Source organism: Acidaminobacter hydrogenoformans DSM 2784 (assembly GCF_900103005.1).
Taxonomy (GTDB): Bacteria; Bacillota; Clostridia; order Peptostreptococcales; family Acidaminobacteraceae; genus Acidaminobacter; species Acidaminobacter hydrogenoformans.
Window position 1 is genome coordinate 63,599 of the sequence record NZ_FMWL01000016.1, and the last position, 19,780, is coordinate 83,378.

20 protein-coding genes are annotated in these 19,780 nt (G+C 41.9%); 2 read left to right on the forward strand and 18 right to left on the reverse strand.

Translation table 11 applies throughout. The features are described 5' to 3' along the window. The 4 genes from BLP63_RS12825 to BLP63_RS12840 form a co-directional block, all read right to left on the reverse strand. On the reverse strand, positions 1-1,188 hold the full coding sequence (locus BLP63_RS12825) for a M20 family metallopeptidase (RefSeq protein ID WP_242870911.1): 1,188 nt from the start codon (positions 1,186-1,188) through the stop codon (positions 1-3). Between the two features lie 8 nt (positions 1,189-1,196). Next, entirely contained in the window at positions 1,197-2,096 is a 900-nt protein-coding gene (locus BLP63_RS12830; protein ID WP_207646472.1) for an ABC transporter permease, read from the reverse strand. Beyond that, the gene (locus tag BLP63_RS12835) at positions 2,096-3,058 is read right to left on the reverse strand and encodes an ABC transporter permease (protein ID WP_170829451.1); all 963 of its coding nucleotides are present in this window, start codon (positions 3,056-3,058) and stop codon (positions 2,096-2,098) included. The genes BLP63_RS12830 and BLP63_RS12835 overlap by 1 nt, the downstream gene beginning before the upstream one ends. A 107-nt stretch (positions 3,059-3,165) precedes the next feature. Continuing rightward, complete coding sequence (locus BLP63_RS12840) at positions 3,166-4,779, reverse strand: ABC transporter substrate-binding protein (protein WP_092592207.1); 1,614 nt, start codon at positions 4,777-4,779, stop codon at positions 3,166-3,168. Between the two features lie 286 nt (positions 4,780-5,065). Between BLP63_RS12840 and BLP63_RS12845 the strand changes: the two genes are divergently transcribed. After that, on the forward strand, positions 5,066-6,682 hold the full coding sequence (locus tag BLP63_RS12845) for a PucR family transcriptional regulator (protein ID WP_170829452.1): 1,617 nt from the start codon (positions 5,066-5,068) through the stop codon (positions 6,680-6,682). A gap of 250 nt (positions 6,683-6,932) precedes the next feature. Here BLP63_RS12845 and BLP63_RS12850 read toward each other — a convergent pair whose 3' ends face one another. The 14 genes from BLP63_RS12850 to BLP63_RS12915 all read right to left on the reverse strand — a co-directional run bounded on the left by BLP63_RS12850 (position 6,933) and on the right by BLP63_RS12915 (position 18,445). Further along, entirely contained in the window at positions 6,933-7,286 is a 354-nt protein-coding gene (locus BLP63_RS12850; protein ID WP_092592211.1) for a hypothetical protein, read from the reverse strand. 75 nt (positions 7,287-7,361) lie between these two features. Then, positions 7,362-8,075: an SAM-dependent methyltransferase gene (locus tag BLP63_RS12855; RefSeq protein ID WP_092592213.1), complete on the reverse strand. Its 714-nt coding sequence runs from the start codon at positions 8,073-8,075 to the stop codon at positions 7,362-7,364. A 65-nt stretch (positions 8,076-8,140) separates the two neighbouring features. Beyond that, positions 8,141-8,533 carry a VOC family protein gene (locus tag BLP63_RS12860; RefSeq protein WP_092592215.1) on the reverse strand — a complete coding sequence of 131 codons (393 nt, stop codon included), beginning with the start codon at positions 8,531-8,533 and terminating at the stop codon, positions 8,141-8,143. 74 nt (positions 8,534-8,607) lie between these two features. Continuing rightward, on the reverse strand, positions 8,608-9,453 hold the full coding sequence (locus BLP63_RS12865) for a KilA-N domain-containing protein (protein WP_092592217.1): 846 nt from the start codon (positions 9,451-9,453) through the stop codon (positions 8,608-8,610). 252 nt (positions 9,454-9,705) lie between these two features. Further along, entirely contained in the window at positions 9,706-10,065 is a 360-nt protein-coding gene (locus BLP63_RS12870) for a hypothetical protein (RefSeq protein WP_139159832.1), read from the reverse strand. Then, positions 10,031-10,804: an EFR1 family ferrodoxin gene (locus BLP63_RS12875; RefSeq protein WP_092592221.1), complete on the reverse strand. Its 774-nt coding sequence runs from the start codon at positions 10,802-10,804 to the stop codon at positions 10,031-10,033. Before BLP63_RS12875 ends, BLP63_RS12870 begins: the two co-directional genes overlap by 35 nt. Beyond that, entirely contained in the window at positions 10,804-11,226 is a 423-nt protein-coding gene (locus BLP63_RS12880) for a MarR family winged helix-turn-helix transcriptional regulator (RefSeq protein ID WP_092592223.1), read from the reverse strand. Before BLP63_RS12880 ends, BLP63_RS12875 begins: the two co-directional genes overlap by 1 nt. 214 nt (positions 11,227-11,440) lie before the next feature. Next, positions 11,441-11,707: a GyrI-like domain-containing protein gene (locus BLP63_RS12885; RefSeq protein ID WP_330387160.1), complete on the reverse strand. Its 267-nt coding sequence runs from the start codon at positions 11,705-11,707 to the stop codon at positions 11,441-11,443. 22 nt (positions 11,708-11,729) lie between these two features. Continuing rightward, on the reverse strand, positions 11,730-12,524 hold the full coding sequence (locus BLP63_RS12890; protein ID WP_092592225.1) for a PASTA domain-containing protein: 795 nt from the start codon (positions 12,522-12,524) through the stop codon (positions 11,730-11,732). A 230-nt stretch (positions 12,525-12,754) separates the two neighbouring features. Beyond that, positions 12,755-13,858, reverse strand: coding sequence for a DHHW family protein (locus BLP63_RS12895; RefSeq protein WP_092592227.1), 1,104 nt, complete (start codon positions 13,856-13,858; stop codon positions 12,755-12,757). A 9-nt stretch (positions 13,859-13,867) separates the two neighbouring features. Continuing rightward, on the reverse strand, positions 13,868-15,271 hold the full coding sequence (locus BLP63_RS12900) for an MBOAT family O-acyltransferase (protein ID WP_092592229.1): 1,404 nt from the start codon (positions 15,269-15,271) through the stop codon (positions 13,868-13,870). A gap of 63 nt (positions 15,272-15,334) precedes the next feature. Beyond that, positions 15,335-15,877: a hypothetical protein gene (locus tag BLP63_RS12905; protein WP_092592231.1), complete on the reverse strand. Its 543-nt coding sequence runs from the start codon at positions 15,875-15,877 to the stop codon at positions 15,335-15,337. A gap of 761 nt (positions 15,878-16,638) precedes the next feature. Further along, complete coding sequence (locus BLP63_RS12910; protein WP_092592233.1) at positions 16,639-17,277, reverse strand: type 1 glutamine amidotransferase family protein; 639 nt, start codon at positions 17,275-17,277, stop codon at positions 16,639-16,641. A 244-nt stretch (positions 17,278-17,521) separates the two neighbouring features. After that, on the reverse strand, positions 17,522-18,445 hold the full coding sequence (locus BLP63_RS12915; protein WP_092592235.1) for a Fic family protein: 924 nt from the start codon (positions 18,443-18,445) through the stop codon (positions 17,522-17,524). Positions 18,446-19,027: 582 nt separating this feature from the next. On the opposite strand from BLP63_RS12915, the gene BLP63_RS12920 reads away from it, so the two are divergent. After that, positions 19,028-19,387, forward strand: a complete 360-nt coding sequence (locus BLP63_RS12920; RefSeq protein WP_092592237.1) for a hypothetical protein — start codon at positions 19,028-19,030, stop codon at positions 19,385-19,387. Positions 19,388-19,780: the final 393 nt, after the last annotated feature.

The window sequence follows — 19,780 nt, forward strand, 5'->3', positions numbered from 1 at the left end:
CTATCCCTCCCATCCAAAATGGGCTTTCATGTCGTTGAAAGACCGCATAATTTTTTCACGCGTGTTTTTGTCCATCAGGACATCAACAGCTGTCATAGCCATTGACTTCGCACCAATGTTTATAGCTCTTTGTCCATAAGGACCACCGACCGCATCCTCAAACTCCGGCGTATGACCTCTTAACTCTGGTACGACCTGGATATAGGACTGAAATCCAGGAACCTTATGTGTTACATTGCCCATATCTGTACATCCTATGCCAAGCTCTTTTCTCCTCGGCATAACGAGCTCACCAAGACTATCAAAATTGCGCTGCAGAAGCTCCTCCAAGATAGGATTGTTGCGAATGTCCTCATATGACGGTCCCTCAACCCTATATTCGAAGCGCGTTCCAGTGATCTCAGCCAGACTTTCGCATGTTTTGATCAGCGAGTTAAATAGCTTCCATTTATAATCCCCATTGAAAGATCGAACCGTAAATTTTGCTTGGCAGTGATCCGGTATAAAAATTGGCTCCTCTCCACCTTTAGTGATAACACCAAGGATCTTTCCGCGATCCGCTATCTCAAGTCGCATCGCATTTATCAAGTTAAATAACTCGAGAATCGGCGTCAACGCGCTGACGCCTTCCTCAGGCCAAGTAGCCGCGTGCGATTTGACTCCGTAGAAGTCAACCAACACATCTGTTTTTGAATAACTGATGTCATTAACGACGGTTTCATTAGCCGGATGAAGAATCATGGCAACATCCAGTGCATCAAACGCGCCATTCTCCAGCATAATGACCTTTCCTCCGCCACCTTCTTCTGCAGGGGTTCCGAAAACGGTGACTGTCCCCCCCATTTCATCAATAATACTTCTGATAGCGGCACCTGAGCCTACGGCCATTGCCGCCATTAAATTATGCCCGCAAGAATGGCCCATTCCAGGGACTGCATCGTATTCGCCAAGAAAACCTATGTGTGGCCCTTCTTTATTACTGGAATAAGTCGCCCTGACGGCCGTTTCCAGCCCCCCAACGCCTGTTTCCACTTCAAAACCAAGCTTTTTCAGTAATGATGAAAAAGCAGCACAAGCTTTGTGCTCCTGAAAATTATACTCAGGGTTTCGCCAGATTTCATCTGACAAAGCCACAAGCTCAGGCATCAGGTCATCTATTTTCTCTTGAACAATCTGTTTGTAGTCCACAATCTCACCTACTTCTTCATTTTAGGATCGAGAATATCGCGAATGCCATCCCCCAGAAGATTGAAGCCCAATACTGTAACGAGGATGAACAAACCAGAAATGGTCGCTACATGCGGTGCCGTATTTAGGGTTTCCTTACCCGCCCTGAGTATATTTCCCCAAGAAGCGTGCGGTGGCATGATTCCAAGCCCAAGAAAACTTAGAGCGGCTTCGGATATGATAGAGCCAGCTGTATTTAAGGTCGCGTAGACAATTATGGGAGATAAAATATTCGGAAGGATATGGTGGAATAGAATTCGCCCATGTGATGCACCGATCCCTTTCACAGCATTACAGTAGTCTTCGTTTTTAACCACGTGTACCTGACCTCTTACCACCCTGGCGAAGTTCGGAATGTTGGCTATACCCACAGCCAAAATGACATTAAACACACCCGTCCCCAAGATCGTCATCAAAATGATGGACAGCAAAATAAAAGGAAATGCCATCATGCCATCCATGATACGCATTATGAAGACATCTAATCCACCACCCGCATAGCCTGATACCAAGCCCAGAAGAATACCGATAGTGGCCCCTACAAAGGTAGCGCCTACAGCTACGAAAAGTGAAATCCTGGAGCCATAGATGATCCGACTCAATAGATCCCGACCGAACTCGTCCGTTCCGAAAAGGTGACCGGGGCTCCCGGGCTTAAGGAAAGTGCTGCCCAATCTAAGCTCATTAGGATCATGCGGCGCTAAAACATCTGCAAAAATAACTAGTAAAAGCATGAATGACACTATTGCGAGACCCAACATGGCGGTTTTGTTTCTCTTGATCTTGTTCCAGGCACTATTGGCACGTCTTTCCTTTTCAAGCATCTTGAAATGGGCATCACTGCTCAACATATCGTTTTTATGACTCATTATGCGCCGCCTCCTTTGCCTTCATAATTGACTTTAGGATTGACGACCATATATATCAAGTCAACAAATAAATTGACAAAGACAAATGCCATAGCCGTCACCAAAACAGCACCTTGAACCAGGACATAATCCCTGTTTTCAATTGCCCCAGTGATCAGGGTACCCATACCTGGCCACGAGAAGATGGTCTCGGTGAGAATAGCACCTGCAAATGCGCCTGCAAGCTGAATTCCAATGACTGTGATAACTGGAGGAAGTGCATTTTTCAGGGCGTGCTTATAAATAATTGATCTTTCTTTTAAGCCTCTTGCTCTCAGGGCTTTAATGAAATCATTGTTAATGGTTTCCAACATACTGGAGCGCGTGATCCGTGTAAATGTCGCTGTCGGAATGGTCGCCAGGCAAGCGACAGGGAGGACCATATGACTGATTACATCCCATAATCCTTTGTCCATACTTCCCATGCCAAGCGAAGGCAGCCACCCCAGACCAACGCTGAATACAAGCACCAACATGAGTCCCAACCAAAAGATTGGCATCGAGACACCGACGAGAGCCATGATCATGGCCACATAGTCAAAGATAGAATACTGTTTGATAGCAGATAGAATGCCCAGAGGGATGGAGATCATGATTGCGACTATCAAGCTCGTGATGGATATTAACAATGTATTTGGTAATCGATTCAAAATCAGATTCAGCACGGAATCATTGTAAGAATACGACCTGCCAAAATCGCCTCTAAAAATATCACCAAGATATCGCATGTACTGTTGCCCCATACTGTCGTTTAATCCCAATTCTTCAGTCAACTTCTGAATTTCCTCAACGGAAGCTTGTGGCCCCAACATGGCAGCCGCAGGATTTCCAGGTATCATTCTCGTCAAAATGAAAGTTATTGTCACAACGATCAGCAGCGTCGGTATAATTTGGATTAATCTTTGAAAAATCGTTTTAACCACGATTGCACCACCTTTTTCAACTTCCTATTTGAAACTTCCTAAAAAAAGCAAGGGCTTAAAAGGGAACTCTATGCCCTTCTAAGCCCTTTTTAATGCATCAGTTATTGCTATTCAGCTAGCCAAACATTGACTTCTTCATTGACCAGGAAAATACTTCCGTCAGCTCTTTGCACAAGGCCTTGGACTTTTGGAGAAACACCCCATGTAACATTCTCGTTGGAGTAGAAAATGCCTGGTCTTTCAGCAATGATCTTTCTGACTGCCTCACTATAGAGCTTGGCTCTTTCATCCTGATCTGTAATGACAAGTGCTTCGTCCAATAGTTTATCTACTTCAGCATTGTTGAAACCTTGTCCATTACCAAGGGATCCGATCGCACCGGAATGGAATATCTTATTCAGGAAAAAGAACGGATCCGGATACCACGTCCATGACATAGCGAAAATGTCAGCGTTTCCTTTAGATGCAATTTCACTGAATGTACCCCACTCGGACGTCATGATTTCTACATCCACGTTCAAGTTTTGCTTCCAGTATTGTTGAACAATGGTCGCCATTCTTACACGTGCTGGAGTGTTTGAAATGTATAGCTTTGTCTTGAAGCCATCAGGAAAACCAGCTTCTGTCAAAAGAGCTTTGGCAGCTTCAGGATCATAATTTGGCACATCAGCTTCAATTGAAGCATCATAGCCCCACGAGCCCGGAGGTAGTGGCAGGCTTGCAGGCTGGGCTTCGCCATACTGATAAATACCTTTTACCAGTTCCTTTGTATCAACCGCTTTTATGAGTGCCTCACGGACTTTTATATCAGTTGTTGGACCATTGAGCATATTAAAGTAAATATAAGCGAAGTGAAGTCCTGGTGTTTCAAGTAGGTTAACTGTCGCGTCATCGCGAATGATTTTCACTGCTTCACCAGTCAAGTTCTGTGCGAAATCAATTTCGCCAGTTCTAAGCGCGTTGGCATTCTGGCTCATGTCTGTGATAACCTTAAATACAACGCTATCCAGATGAGGCTTCTGAGCCCAGTAATTCTCATTTTTCACCAGCACTGTTTCTTCATCCAGTTTAAATTCCTTCATGATGAATGGACCAGAGCCAATCAAATGATTGCCGAAATCATCGCACCAGCCTTCAACTTCTTCCTTTGGCACGATGATGTTTCCAGAATTCGTGAGTGCAGTCAGGAAGACAGCGCTTGGCTCAGGCAAATGGACGATTACTTCGAAATCATTGACCACTTCCACGCTTTCTATCATATCAAGTCTTTGCATTGCCGACAGTTCATAAGAACGCTCAAGTGAGTATTTGACGTCTTCAGCAACGACTTGTCTTCCGTCCTGATACTGCCCAGGATGGAAGTACGCATCTTCCCTAAGTTTGAATGTGTACGCCTTACCATCATCGCTTACGGTCCATGAAACCGCAATAGCAGGGACGATTTCTGAGAGGTCCATACTATAGGCGACCAAAGTATCGCCAACGTTCTGAATAATTTGCGACTCATAAGTTCCGGTATATTTGACCGGATCAAGGTTTTTCGGAGAAGCTGAAAGTGCAATCGTCAGTGTGCCGCCATCACGTGGTTCACCGACTTCGGCCGGTTGTTCAGATGGCTGCGGTTGTGCTTCCCCGTTCTCTTTTGCTCCGCCGGAACAGCCTGCCAGCACCATGCTGACAATCAGAACCAAGCTCAGCAATGTCATAAGCTTTTTCTTCATTTTTGTTACTCCCCCTTTTTGATGTTCTTCCCAGGAAATTATAAAAGCCCTCTAACAATGATAACTCAAGTCGGTCCACAGAAGTTCGTTGATATGTATTTCTTCATCCTGGTCTATCCAACTTGAATTATTAATATAAATTAATATATCTGAAAATTCCATGTTTTAATATTCTCATACTCATGAATATTTAAGAATTTATTTTATGGATATCCATAATCATATGTAGTAGAATTATCAGAAATAGTGGTTACCCTATCTTAGAATGCTTGGCAAGGAGAAGGATATGAATTCAATTATTGACTTGTATAAAAGTATGTTCAATGAAGATGTCACAACAATCAATCAGGACTGCGGCGGCAACTTTATAACAATCAGGGAACTGTTGAGCCTCTCATCTATGAGTACATCAAGACTAATTGGCGGTAGCAGTGGCCTGGATAACAAATGCACCTCGATCGTTGTCTGGGAAACACCGGATGGTTTGGATTGGCTTATTGGAGGTGAGTTCATACTTACTGCAGGCTATGCTTTTAAGGATTCCCCAGATATCAAGGATAAGCTGATCGACAAAATTCATGAGCGTGGGTGTTCAGGTATTGCCATAAAAGAAGGTCGTTTTCTCGATGAAATTCCAGTAGCCATGAGGGAACGGGCAGATCAACTTGGCATCCCTCTTGTAATATTACCTAAGAGCAAGGTCTACACAGAGTTAGTTTCCGGATTCTATGAAGCCATTTTCTATAAATCGAATGCCTATCTCCTCGAGACCAAAAAAACACATGAGAAGCTGCTTGATTTAGTCTTGGACAAAAAAGATGCTAACGGTGTCTTGGAGGCCTTAGGGCATCTGGGAAACCTCTCAATAGTCCTGGCAGGACCCGACCAGTTGATCCACAATTCCTTTCTCCATCACACCATCAATCATCAGCTTGTCAGAGAAACCGATCTCGAAACTGCTTTTCATGAGGATAATTTCTATCGGATCAAAATCCCAGTCGAATTTGATGATAATCAAATGGGTGCCATCCATGCTTTCTCACTTTCTCCATTCAATAATTTGATCCGACATATGCTTAACCATGGTGCAAAGATTATTGGCATGAATATGAAAAAAGTGGATCTTGATATCTTTAACGAAATCCGTATAAAGAAAATGATAACAAGCCTAATAATTCAAGACAAGGATCTGACTGATGACTTCATGAAGAATGTAACTGCAAATATAAAGTGGGATAACAAGCGACTATCTTATGGTATTGGATTGAAGTTTTACACCGATAAAAGTCAAATGCCCGGTGCAGAAATTATTCAGCGCGATCTAAATACACTTCTAAAAATTTATGATAAAAACATGACATTTCTAATAGGTGAAAGTAATGATATCTTTTTGATCTTTATTAATAATATTTCACAAAGCCGGCTTTATGAGCTTATCGATTTACTAAGATTTAAATTCAGCATTCAAAACTCCATTCTTTCCTTATCGGTGAGTTTATCAAATCCTTTCCAAAATCTTGCGGACTTAACCAAAGTTCAGGACGAATGTGTTGTTACCGCCCTGATTAACAAACCCGGAGAAACCCTCACCTATGAATCAATCGGAACTCTCCGACTCATCAATCCACTCAAAAACGACCCTACCGTGATCACGCAATACAATGAGATCATGCTCAAACTTGAGGACTACGATCTCCAGAATGAAGGCGTTCTCTTGGATACCTTATTCCAATACTTCAACCATAATATGAGTAAAAAAGAAACCTCTGAGGAACTCCATATACATGTGGAGACTCTGAGGTACAGGCTCAACAAGATTCAAGCGTTGACAGGCTGCTCAACATCGTCCTCTGAAGGCCTCTTCACCCTACAGCTTATGATGAAGCTAAAAAACATACTGTAGCAGACTTTCAGAAAACCACTATAATCATTTGTTAAGGTAAAGCCACCTGAAGCTATAAAAGCTTAAAGATTTTGCCGATGGTTGGTTCCTGTTTCTTACGCTCTCACAACATTACAAAATATTACACCACTTCATTATTAAAACCCAATATCCAGACAACGGGCTAAGATCAATTGGTGAACGAGTTCTATGTTTTTTTGTTTCTATGCCTGACATATAGGTTCTTCCAACCTGATCTCTACATCGGGATTCAAGAGAGATTAGCACAAGCGAAAACCACCGTCGCCACAAAGAGCACCCCGAACATCCCGGTCATGGCCAAATCATTCAGCTGTAAGTAATATCCGCCTGCCGTCAAGACAGAGTACATCAGCATGCCCAGGGAGATTAAGTGCATTCGTTTTCCCAAGTCGTGCCCCTTTAGTGACAATATCCCGCCTGCCAGTAATGCTATAGCCGTCAGCCCCTCCGATAAAATATGCGCACTTATTCGAAGCGGCTCTGTGTTCAATTCTTGAATTTGTCCAGTAACAAATAGTACTCCCCACATTGAAATCATACCGATCCCCGTGATGATCCCAAAGACATTGCCAGCCTTTTTCATCTCACAACCTCATTCCTTCAGTCGTACGTTTCATTAGTTCATCATGTAATTAAACAATTGGAAACTCAAAGATTGCTATTTCCTCTTTCCCGTAATCGAGATCAGATTCAGATACTGGCCACCATCGGCTTTCATCATCTCTATGTCCTGCTTTGCCATTGGATGGTCGGCGGCAAGCCAGTCACGCCACGCCGTGTCCGTACAGTCCATTTCCCTGATCTCAAAGTCGTCCAAATGCTTCTCAAGAATTTGCGTCCACCATGCCATACAGTGCAGTGTAGCAAAGCCCTCGTCATCTAAAAATGGCTTTAACGCCTCCGGTATAATGCCGTTCAGCTCTTCTTTTGTGCCAGGGATTGCAATTGCAACGGGTGCGCCTTTTTTGACCAGGGGCTTCAAAAGCTTCTCAAAATAGTCATCATTGTTTCCGAAATAGTGGTAGGCGTCCACGCTGATCAGCGCATCGAAGTACCCGTCGGCAAAAGGCAGCGCCTCCGCTGCGTCAGCATGAATGGGGATCACCAGGTCAGCGACACCCATTTGGAGAAAGCGCTGATAGTTTTCGGTCGCTGTGATCCACAAGTCCACCGCAAAGGTTTGCACGCCGTACTCTTTAGCCAGAAATATGGAGGTTAACCCCTTGCCGCAGCCCAGATCCAAAACACGCATTCCCTTCGTGAGCTCAATGCTTTGTGTGATTTCGTCAAGCATGAGCATAGCGTTTGGGCCCATCAAATTCTGAGACAGAAAGTGCTGATCATACTTTGATGTACGTTGATAGCTATACATAATTTTCACCACCGAATTTTTTTAAATCACCAGGATCATCTGGTCTTGTTTTTGCTGCCTTGACTTCATGACTTGTTGAAGGAACCAATTTCAATCAGATTGCCTTCCGGATCAGATATATAACATGTGCGCTGGCCCCAAGGCTCGGTAACAGGTTCCAAAACAGGGATTGCTCCTTTTGATACGACTTCTTTAAATGCCAAGTCCACCGCTTCATAGTTTTCAACGCTTAAGGCAATTTCAAAATGTCCATTAATATTATTCGTATATCCAAAGGTTCTGTTTGTCATCTTTTCAAAGTCTGTCCGACGATACAATAAGAACAAGGTTCCATCCTTGATCAAATATACATTTGATGCGTTATCCTCTTCTTGGATTTCAAAATTCAGAACATCCCTATAAAAGCGGACCATTGTCGCCATGTCTTTGACGAAGATCCCAAATCCATCTAGCTTCATAGTGCGCGAACCTCCATTCATTCATACTGAACCCATCACCATCAATGAAGCCGATGGGAGGATTCAAAATGCCCTCACTCACTTTCAAGCGTCTTAATTTCACTTGTTCCAATCTCTTCGATTGCTTTCAACTGACGTATTGCAAGCTTATTTAATAATTGCAGTCTTTCAGCTTGGGGCTTACCTTGTTCGATCAATATAGCATTATAGCTCTCCATATTTGCTAAAACCAGCAACTGATTTAAAGTTGCATAGTCCCTAATATTCCCTTTGAAGCTTACATTCTCATCACGCCACTGTTTTGCCGTCATTCCAAAAAGCGCTACGTTGAGGACATCTGCTTCGCTGGCATAAGTTGTGGATATTTGATACGCTGTCAATTCCTGCGGCAAAAGATTTTCTTTTATTGCATTGGTATGGATTCTATAATTTAGCTTTGATATTTCACGGTTGAGATTCCAACTTAATGAAAGCCTGCTGCTTTCATCCGTTTTTAACCTTTTATAGTCTTTGATGATGTACAGTTTAAATTCTGCAGAGATCCATGATGCAAATTCAAAGGCAATGTCCGAATGGGCAAATGTACCACCATATCTCCCTGATTTGGAGACGATGCCAATTGCATTTACTGTATTAATCCATTTTGTTGGAGACATTGTGAATGCATTTAGTCCTGCTTCTTTTCTAAACCCGTCGAATTCGACGGGTTTAAAATTCTGATTGTTTAAATTCTCCCATAAACCTAGAAATTCAATCGTGTCCCTATTTCTCATCCAGTTCTTAATAACATCATTGGGCTCATCACTTTTGTATCTTGCAATGTCCGTGAGCGAAATGTATTCGTTTTGAAAATCTTCAGTGTAAATGGAAATGTCGAATCCTTTGGCATGGATAACCTCTTTAGCCGGCTTCTTTGACATTGCTTAGCCTCCCATATAGATTTCATCAGGTACGTTGTAGCTAAACTAATTATATCTCCAAAAGCTTCGAAGAACAAACGTTCTGAATCATCTTTTTGAAATGCTTTAATGCTTTAAAGCAAAAACTTAAATACCGATGGTCACTCGTCTAAATTTATTTTGGTTGGGACATGCGACCATCGGCAAAAGCCATTCTTGCTTAAACTAATTAACCAGCTTCACCGGAATTATCAGATGCCGGCCCTGCTGTCTTCATGAACTCGATCGATTAAAACGACCGTTCAAATAACCGACCAAAGGGCCAAGGATCAGCGCCATTGAGAGCATAGGCAGAAAATCCTTCGGATTGATGGTATAAATGACCACGACCAATGGCAGCATGTTCAGGGTTGATAGCACCAAACCATTGAGCAGGGCGTTTTTAAACAATGTCACATTAGCAACGAAATAGCTGGTTATAATCCAAAACATCAGAATTGAAATCATATTAAGCAGCGGCACTCTGACCATAACCAATGGAATCAAGTCAATAAGTCCCGCAACCAGACCAATAATAACAGACACAATAATTTTTTTGTCATTGCAGCAGCTCCTCATCAAAGTAAATTTCATTATGAACTCTATAGGATTCGATTTTCTTGCCTTTATAGCTAATTGCATTGACTGGGCAATTGTGGATGCAGCGTGTACAAAGAATACAGCGGTTATGATACTTTTTATCTTTGAATGATATATTTTGCTTTGGACAATCCCTCTCACAAGTACCACACGATAGACAGGTTTCATCAATCGCGAAATTTTTCCCCATTGATTTTGCCATGATGCTGAAAAGATCTGCCAGCATGTCAATTATGAACACAGAATCCCTTACAATACGTGGGGTAGTATTATGAATATGTCCAACTGAATTGATAATTTTCTGGGCGGCATCCTTGAACTGTTGTTTTTGAATGGTTTCAGGCGTTGGATCATATTTTTCCACATAGAAATTTCTTGGCATTTCAAAAACTGTTAAATCTATGATGGCATAGCCTCTACGTGCCAGCTTTTTGCCAATAGACTTGACTCCATTTGCATTCTCAAGACCTGCAGAAGTTGAGAAAACGATTGCGCTTTTGTTGCCTGTAGCTCTTGGTATATTTTTTCTCACCCAATGGATCAGCTCATGAGGCATATTACCTGCATAGATAGGGCCCCCAATAATGAGAACATCGTGTTCCTCGAGCGTAGAGACCTTTTCTATGGATGAGATTGATACATCATGTCCCATTTTTTCTAATGCCCGACCGTAACCAATTGCAATGCTTTTAGTGTTGCCGGTTCCACTGAAATATATAATCGAAACCCTCATTAGAGCGCCTCCAGGTTTACTGAGATCTTGGACAGGATCATAACGGTTTGCGTTAGCGCCTCTTTTGATACCCCTTCCGTCATAGTTTGATGAAGCGACATAAAAGTAGTCATAATTTCCCGTTTGATCATTTTTCCTTGAGCAGACAACTGATACATTTTTGAGTGCTCGGGGACTTGCTCCAAATACGCTTTGTCCATTAGCTTCTTAACATTTCTGCTGATGTTTCCTTTGTCTATGTTCAGTAATTTAACGAGCTCGTTTTGAGAGTAACTGCTGCTTTGATGTGCATAAAAAAGCATCAGAATTTGCAGCTGTCCCATTCCTATCCCATACGCTTTGAGGCTTTTTTCTGTCTTTGCTTTCAACTCTTTGTAAATGCCGACAACTAAATCACCCAATTGTTCAGGTGAATGCGTCATATAACCCCTTCTTTCTTTTCATCGTAAGTTGTGCATACAACTGATATACTGAATTATATCACCAGAACGTTGTGTGCGCAACTAATAATTTCAAAGCTGCCACCAGATCCTTCACAAAGCAAAGACTCTGCCGATGGTTCCTGTACGCCACTTCCACATAGTATATTGAAAATTGATGTTCAAGCGCTCGCGCGCCATAATACCACAAAGAGGCTCAATGACAGCTTCCCCATGTCATTGAGCCTCTTTCGTTTAGTCCTTTTTTTTTAACCGGAATCCAAATCTCACTCCTGTACTCCGGATTACTGATATCCGGACTCTCATTCCATAGAATTTCGGGGCCTTCTACGACCTCATAGCCCGAGGATGGCAGCCATTCCGAGTAGATCCTCCCCCAAATATTCTGCAGCGTTTCCGGAAATGGTCCAACGGATTCGAATACTGCCCATGTCCCGGCCTCGACAATTAATTCATCAAGCAATTGTAGCCTCACTAACTCAGAGCTACTTTTCTTTCCTCTTAACATCACGAACTTTTTTCTTTTTGAAAGGTGTTTTTATACCTTTTGCAATATGGCGGGGGGCTTCTACAGCCCCGGTGTGGATGCCTTTTGCTACGCCTTGTGCAACTTGCCCAACTTTATCGATGAGCGCCTGCTTTTCTTGTTCCTTATGGTCCCTTATGGCCTTGCTCTCTAAAATAACTTCCTCGTTGACAAAATAGAGACAAATCCGATCACCCGTTTTAAGCTTTGAAATGACTTTTTTATCGCCCGGAAGCGTCACTCTCGTGACCTGACCATCCACTGTATTGACGAATTTCAGATTGGGTTTCTCTAATTTTTCAGTGACTCTCAATCCTAATCCCTGGAGATCTTCACGCGCCTCCTCTATGTTAAGGCCAACGACTACTGGCATTTTGAATTCTTGAACTGAATTATCCAGCAGCTCTTTGCTCTTATCAATGACCTCTTGAGTAAGATAGTAAACCTTCACCATTGTTTTGGGATTAACGCGCCTGCCAAATCTGGGTTCAGAGTACACGACCTCGTTTTCACTTTCATTCGCATACGCAATATTAGGTTTCGCTACTGCTGAAGTTGGAATTAAGTTGAGTTCATCTTTTAATATTCGCAGCGCTTCGTCAATATGAACATCTTTCAGATTTGGTATTTTGACGAGGCTTTTCTGTTTTTCTATGATCTCAGTACCAATTTTGGCGCCCAAATTCACGACATCCGGAGCAAGCTTGTGAGCAACTATTTTTCCACCTTTAATTAACCCCGTTTTCAATCCCATTTTTCTGCCCTCCAATGATCCAGATCTCGTATTAGGTAATATTTTCGAACGACAGCGTTAAACAAATTCCCTTCTTTCGCCGCAGCAACTGGGGCCCTCGCTTTGTATGCCTTGATATATCAGGATTCCTGCACGAACAACTTCGCCAACTTCACTGCTGTTACCAGGTATGGGGGATCGGTACGGGGGATCCGTACCAATTACGGGCAATCTTTTCACACAGCTCGAAGTTACTTCAACATTGTACTATTATTTAGAACAAGGGTGCTGTATAAAAACAACACATCTTGATCATCAAAGGTAATAAAACTGCCTAAATAATCACTTGTAATATATCGGATATCAATCAGTGTAACTTTGCTATAAGCCTCTACGAAATGCGGTGCAATGCTGCTGCCAAAGGAATCCCTGAAAATCACCAATTCTTTGTTAGTTTGGGCTTTTGGATTTTCTATGGTTAAAAGGGGGACTGCACCCGAAAGAAACATCTCATATGGATCACTGCTGTCAAGTTTATTTATATCATAAACTCCGGTATATTTACTCGTTTCATAGTTATAAACCTTACTGTTATCAATAATATCAGTTGTCAGATAATAAAGTGTCTCCGGTACTATGGGCAGCGCAGCTTGACCGTAATAGACGCCATAAAAAGGGGAAAATTTATTGATAGTAAACTCTTCTTTAAGTCTATCAAGAAAACGCATCTCAGCAGCTATACGTTCGACCACACGGCTAAGCCTTTCTTGCCGCCAGTGGGTGTCAGTTGCATAATAATCTTCAATGGAAAGACAGTCGAATATGTTGATGTATTTCATATTGTCTATATTTTCTTGCATCAGTGCTACAAGCTTATCATAATCCATGGCGGGATAACCATTTTCAGATGCTGAAAAATAATTCTTATCTGGAATAATTGAAAAGAATACATTGGTATTCTCATTTGCGAGATAGAAGTCATATATATACGAGAGTTTCTTCGCTGCATCAACAACAGAGCTTTCCTTTAGTGGATATTCAATTTTTGACACAGTATCATTTGTGATATATATGCCATTATTGTCCTTCTGCTGAAAAACATAAAATTGTGTAATGGCTTTTAGCTCACGGAAGTTGTCTCGAAAGGGGAACTGGTCAAGGGCGTATTTATCAAAGTCCGTCATATATTCTGTGGAAAGCATATTTTCTATAGAGGGTCTGGGCATCAAAGACAACTTTCTTCTCTCATTTTCAGATGTTTCATTTTGCTCATGTAAAACAATGAGCAAGGCGGCCACTGCAAAAAAGAAGATAAAAATTGAAGTGACTGCTTTATTCTTTGTTTTATCGTTCATCACTGCCTCCTAAAATCTAAAATACAAAAATGGATTGAACGAACCGTCAACGAGATATGCCGTAATCACGAGGAGAAGAGCGACCATAACCACGGGCTCGACGGTATTTAAGATGCGCCTTGCGGCATGATATTGCTGCAAGAGTTGTACGCTATTTTTGATAAATGGTGTTGAACCAATAACCGCAATCCCAATGATTACTGCATAACTGCGTAAATAATATAATGTTTCTGCGGTGATGAGCGGATAGCCCTGTGTGCCGAACATTGCAGATATATAGGTGATTGCCTCCTTCATTCCATCTGCGTTAAAAATTACAAAGCTGACTGCAACCAAGAGCAACACATAAAATCTGCTTAGAACAGATGGCGCTTTTTCGAGATATTTTCCAATCCACAGCTTTTCGATAATGAGAAAAAGGGCAAAGAACAAGCCCCATACAATGAAATTCCATTCAGCGCCATGCCAAAAGCCTGTAAGCATCCAAACTACAATGATATTAAATAACCATCTGGATACTTTTACACGATTGCCTCCCATTGGGATATAAATATAGTCACGGAACCATGTGCTTAATGACATATGCCATCTGCGCCAAAACTCTGTGACGCTTTTAGAGACATATGGATAGTTGAAATTCTCCAAATAATGAAATCCAAAAATTCTACCCAGACCAATTGCCATATCGCTGTATCCTGAAAAATCAAAGTAAATGTGAAGTGAAAATGCAATTGCATACACCCAGAAGAAGAGCACCGATTTTTCACCTGAATCAAGAAAGATTTCACACAACTCACCAAGAGCATTCGCAATCAAAACCTTTTTAGCCAAGCCCACTACAAAACGAAATGCGCCATAAGCAAAGTCATCGAGGCTATGCGTTCTGTGATTTAACGCTTCCTCTATCGTTGTATAGCGGACAATAGGACCCGCAATAAGCTGTGGGAACAAAGCCACATAAGTTGCAAGGTTGATTGGGTTCTTAATTACTTTCGCATCTCCCCGGTACACATCAATAGTGTAGCTGAGCGTTTGAAAGGTATAAAAGCTGATGCCTATTGGAAGTGCGAGATTTAAAAGTGAAAGCGATGAGCTGAATAAGGCATTTGTATTTTTTATAAAGAAATCTGCATATTTGAAGAATCCGAGCAACATGATACTCGTTGATACCGAGGAAATAAGAAATACCTTTGATGCCTTATCACCTCTGAATTTATCAATCAATATGCCATGACCATAGCCCAGTAGAATAGTGAAAATCATCAATAATACATATTTGGGTTCACCCCACCAATAGAAAAATAAGCTCGCACTTAGAAGAACCAGATTTTTCATACGTTTGGGAGAGATAAAATACAAAAGAAGCACGCAGGGGAGAAAATAGTATAAAAAAACAATACTTGAAAACAACATTTCAAAACGTCCTCCATATAAAGAAACATGCCTGCGTCAACCAGGCACAGGCATGTTTCTTTTTTATTCTGCTGCGCGCTCCAGCTTTTTACCGGTTTCTCCACCAACTGCTTCGGCAAATGCATTATATAGATCGTCGGTCAAGGTCGCTGATAAGTTGCTGTCAGTCATAATCATAGCGATAATATCACCGTAATTGGTTACAATTACCTTGTCCGCTCCAACGCAAATCCATTTTCTTGGATTGATGCCATCAAGAATATTCTGCTTTAATGTGTCAATATCAGCACCCTCTTCTACGCGAACCAAAGAGATAGAATATGCCTGCGAACCCATCATGGGTTCAGATGATACGGCTTCTTTTATACCTTCAGCGTCGGATAAGCCAAGAAAATAGATTAAATTATCCGCATTACCTAAGTCAATAGTTGTTGTTGGGCCGAGCTTAAGTTCAACTGGATTTATTTCATAAATTGCAGACATCAGGTCTTCCAAACTTCCTTCATAATTAGCGTTTGTAGTTGAAGACGCTACATTCTTTGAACAGGCTCCCAAAGTAAGTATCATAAGCGCCGCAAGTAGTAAAGCAATAGTTTTTTTTGTCATTTTAATTACCTCCATAATCTCTTCATTCATTTTCAATTGTTGGAATAAGCCTGCATCCAGGTTTCACTTTCCTTGTCATGGAAAGTGAAAGGTTGATAGTTTCCTTTTTATGTAACGATCCACATTAAAAAAGATCTATTTCAGCATCGTATAAAAGTAACGTACTGCTGAATGCACAGGTTTTTTCGTTTGGCATTTGACGGTTACACAGAAAATTACATTTACCACAATAGTACAAAGTTCCGCCAATAATGAGAACGGCGGAAACGCATTCAAGTTTTGATCCTCCCTTTAATTTCCAGAAATTGAGTTGTGACACTCTGCATTGAAAGTGTTTTTTTGAAATTCAACTTATCCTCCAATTAGCGTAATGCTTTATTAGACGCGAGACTTTCAATTAAGTTTCACCGATTCTCAAAAAAATGACATTTTCTTTTTTGTCATTAAAAAGGATTCAACGCAGTCCTTTGGTAAGATTTTCGTGAAAACCGACGTTCAATTAATTTGAAGATGAACCAATGAAGCTGCTGCAAGAACCAAGTAGAGATTGACCTGGTGGCTTCAAATTCCAGGGAAGGCAGCACTTTGAAGCTTTTGCCGGTGGTCCCTTTTCCCCACACTCGCACGGATTTACAAAATATGGAAGCTTTGTTTCTTTTTAAACCCATTATCGGATTGTACGATAATGGGTTAGTTTGAATTGAGGATCTGCTTCCGAGCTGTTACCAGATACAGACAATCCTGTTTATGACAAACACAGATCAGCTCTCATTGCCGGACGGCAAAGTTTGCATGAGGGCAAAGAAATGTTCAGGCTCACCGGTACGAAAGTACTCATACCAAGCTTCCAGTGTGTTTGATTGAAAAACACCTAAATGCTCAATAATTTGCTTCGCCCACAACAAAGCTCCGGTGGAACTTGCAGTAATAAGGTTGTGATCCGCTACAGATGGCTTGTCTATGTAGAAACTTTGCCCTTTATAACCGGGAGAAACCATTTCAAGAAATCCAGGTCCATTACTGGTATGCGGACGCTGATCCAATAGCCCAAAGTTGGCAAGCGCTGCAGTAGCCCCACAGATTGCACACACCGTAGCGCCTATTGAGAGAAGCTCGCTGGCTTTTTCAATAATAGCGACATGCTTTAGGTCGTTCCATGTATTTGCGCCTGGTAATAGCAACACGCTTGTTTCACTCACAACAATATCTTCAATTAAGCAATCAGGCACTATCGTCATTCCACCCATTGTAGTGATTGGCGCTTGAGAATGACTAACCGTTTTGAGCGATACACGCTGCTCGCCCTTTTTGAAAAACCGGCCAGAATTCAGCTCCGAAATAACATACCCCAGTTCCCAGTCGGCTAAAGTATCCAGAACGTAAACATAAACCGTAAACATAAATTCCCTCCATTCTCATTGTTCCAGTTCGCCGCTTCACCAATGGTTTTTTTATAGTAAGAATCACTTAGAGGTTGCAATGCGGTGTTTAAGAGATGAGGCTGCCAACTAGTCTGTGCCAGTGAGGTTTTCTATTTGCGGGACAGACCAGAGCAAAGACTTTTTCTGCCGATGGTCACCCAACTTCAATTGATTTTGGGTTGGGTTACAGGTACGGGTCCCGGTATGAAAGCTCTCCGTGAGGCTATTTCAAAGCCTTCAACAATGCTATATATCGAGAGAGCCTTTCCTTAACATATTCGCTGATCATAATCACCATCGGCGAAGGATCCTGTTTTCGAAAATAACTGTCAAAGCAGTCGTAGTATTGTCTCCTATCCGAAAATTTTACATCTATTGGTGGGTAGCCTGCTTGCATGAGCATCAGGTTAATTAAGAGTCGCCCAGTGCGTCCATTTCCATCAATAAAGGGATGGATGCCTTCAAAAGTCAGATGGAATAGAGCCGCTGCTTCTATGGGGTGCCGCCGGTCATTGAATAAATCCACAATGAGCTGTTCCATTTGTACCGGAACAAGATAGGGTTGCGGAGGTTCGTGATGGGCACCTATAATCTTTACCGGAATTCTCCGATAAACCCCTTTGTCCTCAGGTCGATCCATCAGGACTAAAGCGTGGATCTCACGGATCATCCGTTCAGAAATTGGAACATGTTCACTGACAAGAGAAGTGACATAAACAAATGCATCGCGATGGCCCACCGCCTCTAAGTGCTCCTTCAGCGGCTTACGGTCAATCGTCACGCCATCCAGGACGAGTGCGGTTTCTTGAAGTGTCAGCGTGCTGCCCTCAATAGCGTTGGAGTTATAGGTAAACTCAACAAGGAACTCATCCTGCAGCCGCTTCAGCTCTCCACTGGTCAGCGGGCGTCTACGGTCAAGCTCCGCTTTCATTTCATCAACGGCGGCGAAAAGTGAAACGTATTGTTCCGGAATCACCTTGCCCCTCAGGCTGCGTCCGTCAACCGGCTTCAGCGCATCTGCCGGAATGAGATATGAACGGCCTTTCTTGATAACGCCCTCTATTCGTCCTTCGGCGCATAGTACCCGGACACGGCGATCCGAGATGCCCCACTGTACTGAAGCTTGTTTTGCAGTGATATAATCCACGATTTATCACCTCCTTAAAGAAAGTATATCACCTCATCGGAATATTAAAAGGCCGAAATTTGATTTATTCGCTCTATTATTCCGATAAAATCATACAATGATTATTGAAATAATAACAAGTTCAGATCTCAACACTGTGGATCATTGATGTCAACTTCCAGAAAATATGTGAATAAAACACCTGTCCAGTTGATCCTACTCTGATTGCAAACTGATCAATAACCACCAGGGCAAAGACGCTGCCGATGGTTCCGGTTTCCCCAGCCTCACACAGCATTACAGAATATGGAAGCCTCAGCTTTTTTATAACCCATTATCAAAGCTTAAGATAATGGGTTATTTTTAATTGTAGATCAATTTCCGGAATTTCTTCGACTGTACTGGTACAGATTGCCTCTTAATATAATCCCAAACTTAAGGAACATGATATAATGTATTAAAGAGTGAACAAAGAGGTGCTCTTCGATAAAAAGAACATTAAACCTTTGATGGCAAGGTAGAGTCGCTTATCACAATTATGAGTGCATTCACTAAGGTGAAAATCATGACAAAACAAGGATGAACGATTGGGAGGTGAAAGGCATGCCATGGCTGCCTATATCAATTGTTGTTGGAATCGTGGTTATTGGTCTTCTGGTGGGCTACATTATAACTTACAGGAATAAACCTAAACCACCTATAGATTATTATATGATGTTCGTCTTGGGGATCATATGGACAGGCGCTGGTGTTTCGATTATGATTTCAACTCATAACCCTGGACTTTTCGGGATGGGTATCATTTTTATGTTGATAGGAATAACCCATAGGAAACAGTGGAAAACAAATCACCGACGTTATGCAGATCTTAGCCCTGAAGAAAAGCGTTTTAAATTTTGGGGAATCATTGTTCTGCTTTTTCTTGTAGTTCTAGGTGTCTTTTTCTTTATAGCATTACGTTGATTAAGTGGCTCTAAATCGCTGGATACTAACATGATAGTGTCGAATCGCTGCCAAAGTACAAATCTGCCGCCAGATCCTTCTCAAAGCAAAGATTCTGCCAATGATCCCTTTTCCCCACATTCGCACAAGTTTACAAAATATGGAGGCTTTGTTTCTTTTAAAACCCATTATCAGGTCTTAAGATGATAATGGGTTATTTTTAATTGTAGATCAACTTCCGGAATTTCTTCGACTGTACCAGGTACATATTGCCTCGTTTTTTAAAAGGAGTCCATTGAAAGCGTTGATATATCAGGATTATTTTATGAACAACTTCCGCAACTTCACTGGGGTTACCAGGTACGGGCCACCGGTACGGGCCACCGTAACAGATGTACCCGCATCCAATGGGAT

What these genes read in the sequence shown, in the direction of transcription:
- BLP63_RS12890 (WP_092592225.1), bottom strand. Translation starts at nt 12,524, where the DNA reads ATGGGATTGAAAACGGGGTTAATTAAAGGTGGAAAAATAGTTGCTCAC.
- BLP63_RS12875 (WP_092592221.1), bottom strand. Translation starts at nt 10,804, where the DNA reads ATGAGGGTTTCGATTATATATTTCAGTGGAACCGGCAACACTAAAAGC.
- BLP63_RS12865 (WP_092592217.1), bottom strand. Translation starts at nt 9,453, where the DNA reads ATGTCAAAGAAGCCGGCTAAAGAGGTTATCCATGCCAAAGGATTCGAC.
- BLP63_RS12900 (WP_092592229.1), bottom strand. Translation starts at nt 15,271, where the DNA reads ATGTTGTTTTCAAGTATTGTTTTTTTATACTATTTTCTCCCCTGCGTG.
- BLP63_RS12840 (WP_092592207.1), bottom strand. Translation starts at nt 4,779, where the DNA reads ATGAAGAAAAAGCTTATGACATTGCTGAGCTTGGTTCTGATTGTCAGC.
- BLP63_RS12905 (WP_092592231.1), bottom strand. Translation starts at nt 15,877, where the DNA reads ATGACAAAAAAAACTATTGCTTTACTACTTGCGGCGCTTATGATACTT.
- BLP63_RS12855 (WP_092592213.1), bottom strand. Translation starts at nt 8,075, where the DNA reads ATGTATAGCTATCAACGTACATCAAAGTATGATCAGCACTTTCTGTCT.
- BLP63_RS12895 (WP_092592227.1), bottom strand. Translation starts at nt 13,858, where the DNA reads ATGAACGATAAAACAAAGAATAAAGCAGTCACTTCAATTTTTATCTTC.
- BLP63_RS12920 (WP_092592237.1), top strand. Translation starts at nt 19,028, where the DNA reads ATGCCATGGCTGCCTATATCAATTGTTGTTGGAATCGTGGTTATTGGT.
- BLP63_RS12845 (WP_170829452.1), top strand. Translation starts at nt 5,066, where the DNA reads ATGAATTCAATTATTGACTTGTATAAAAGTATGTTCAATGAAGATGTC.
- BLP63_RS12830 (WP_207646472.1), bottom strand. Translation starts at nt 2,096, where the DNA reads ATGAGTCATAAAAACGATATGTTGAGCAGTGATGCCCATTTCAAGATG.
- BLP63_RS12860 (WP_092592215.1), bottom strand. Translation starts at nt 8,533, where the DNA reads ATGAAGCTAGATGGATTTGGGATCTTCGTCAAAGACATGGCGACAATG.
- BLP63_RS12870 (WP_139159832.1), bottom strand. Translation starts at nt 10,065, where the DNA reads ATGAAATTTACTTTGATGAGGAGCTGCTGCAATGACAAAAAAATTATT.
- BLP63_RS12910 (WP_092592233.1), bottom strand. Translation starts at nt 17,277, where the DNA reads ATGTTTACGGTTTATGTTTACGTTCTGGATACTTTAGCCGACTGGGAA.
- BLP63_RS12850 (WP_092592211.1), bottom strand. Translation starts at nt 7,286, where the DNA reads ATGAAAAAGGCTGGCAATGTCTTTGGGATCATCACGGGGATCGGTATG.
- BLP63_RS12880 (WP_092592223.1), bottom strand. Translation starts at nt 11,226, where the DNA reads ATGACGCATTCACCTGAACAATTGGGTGATTTAGTTGTCGGCATTTAC.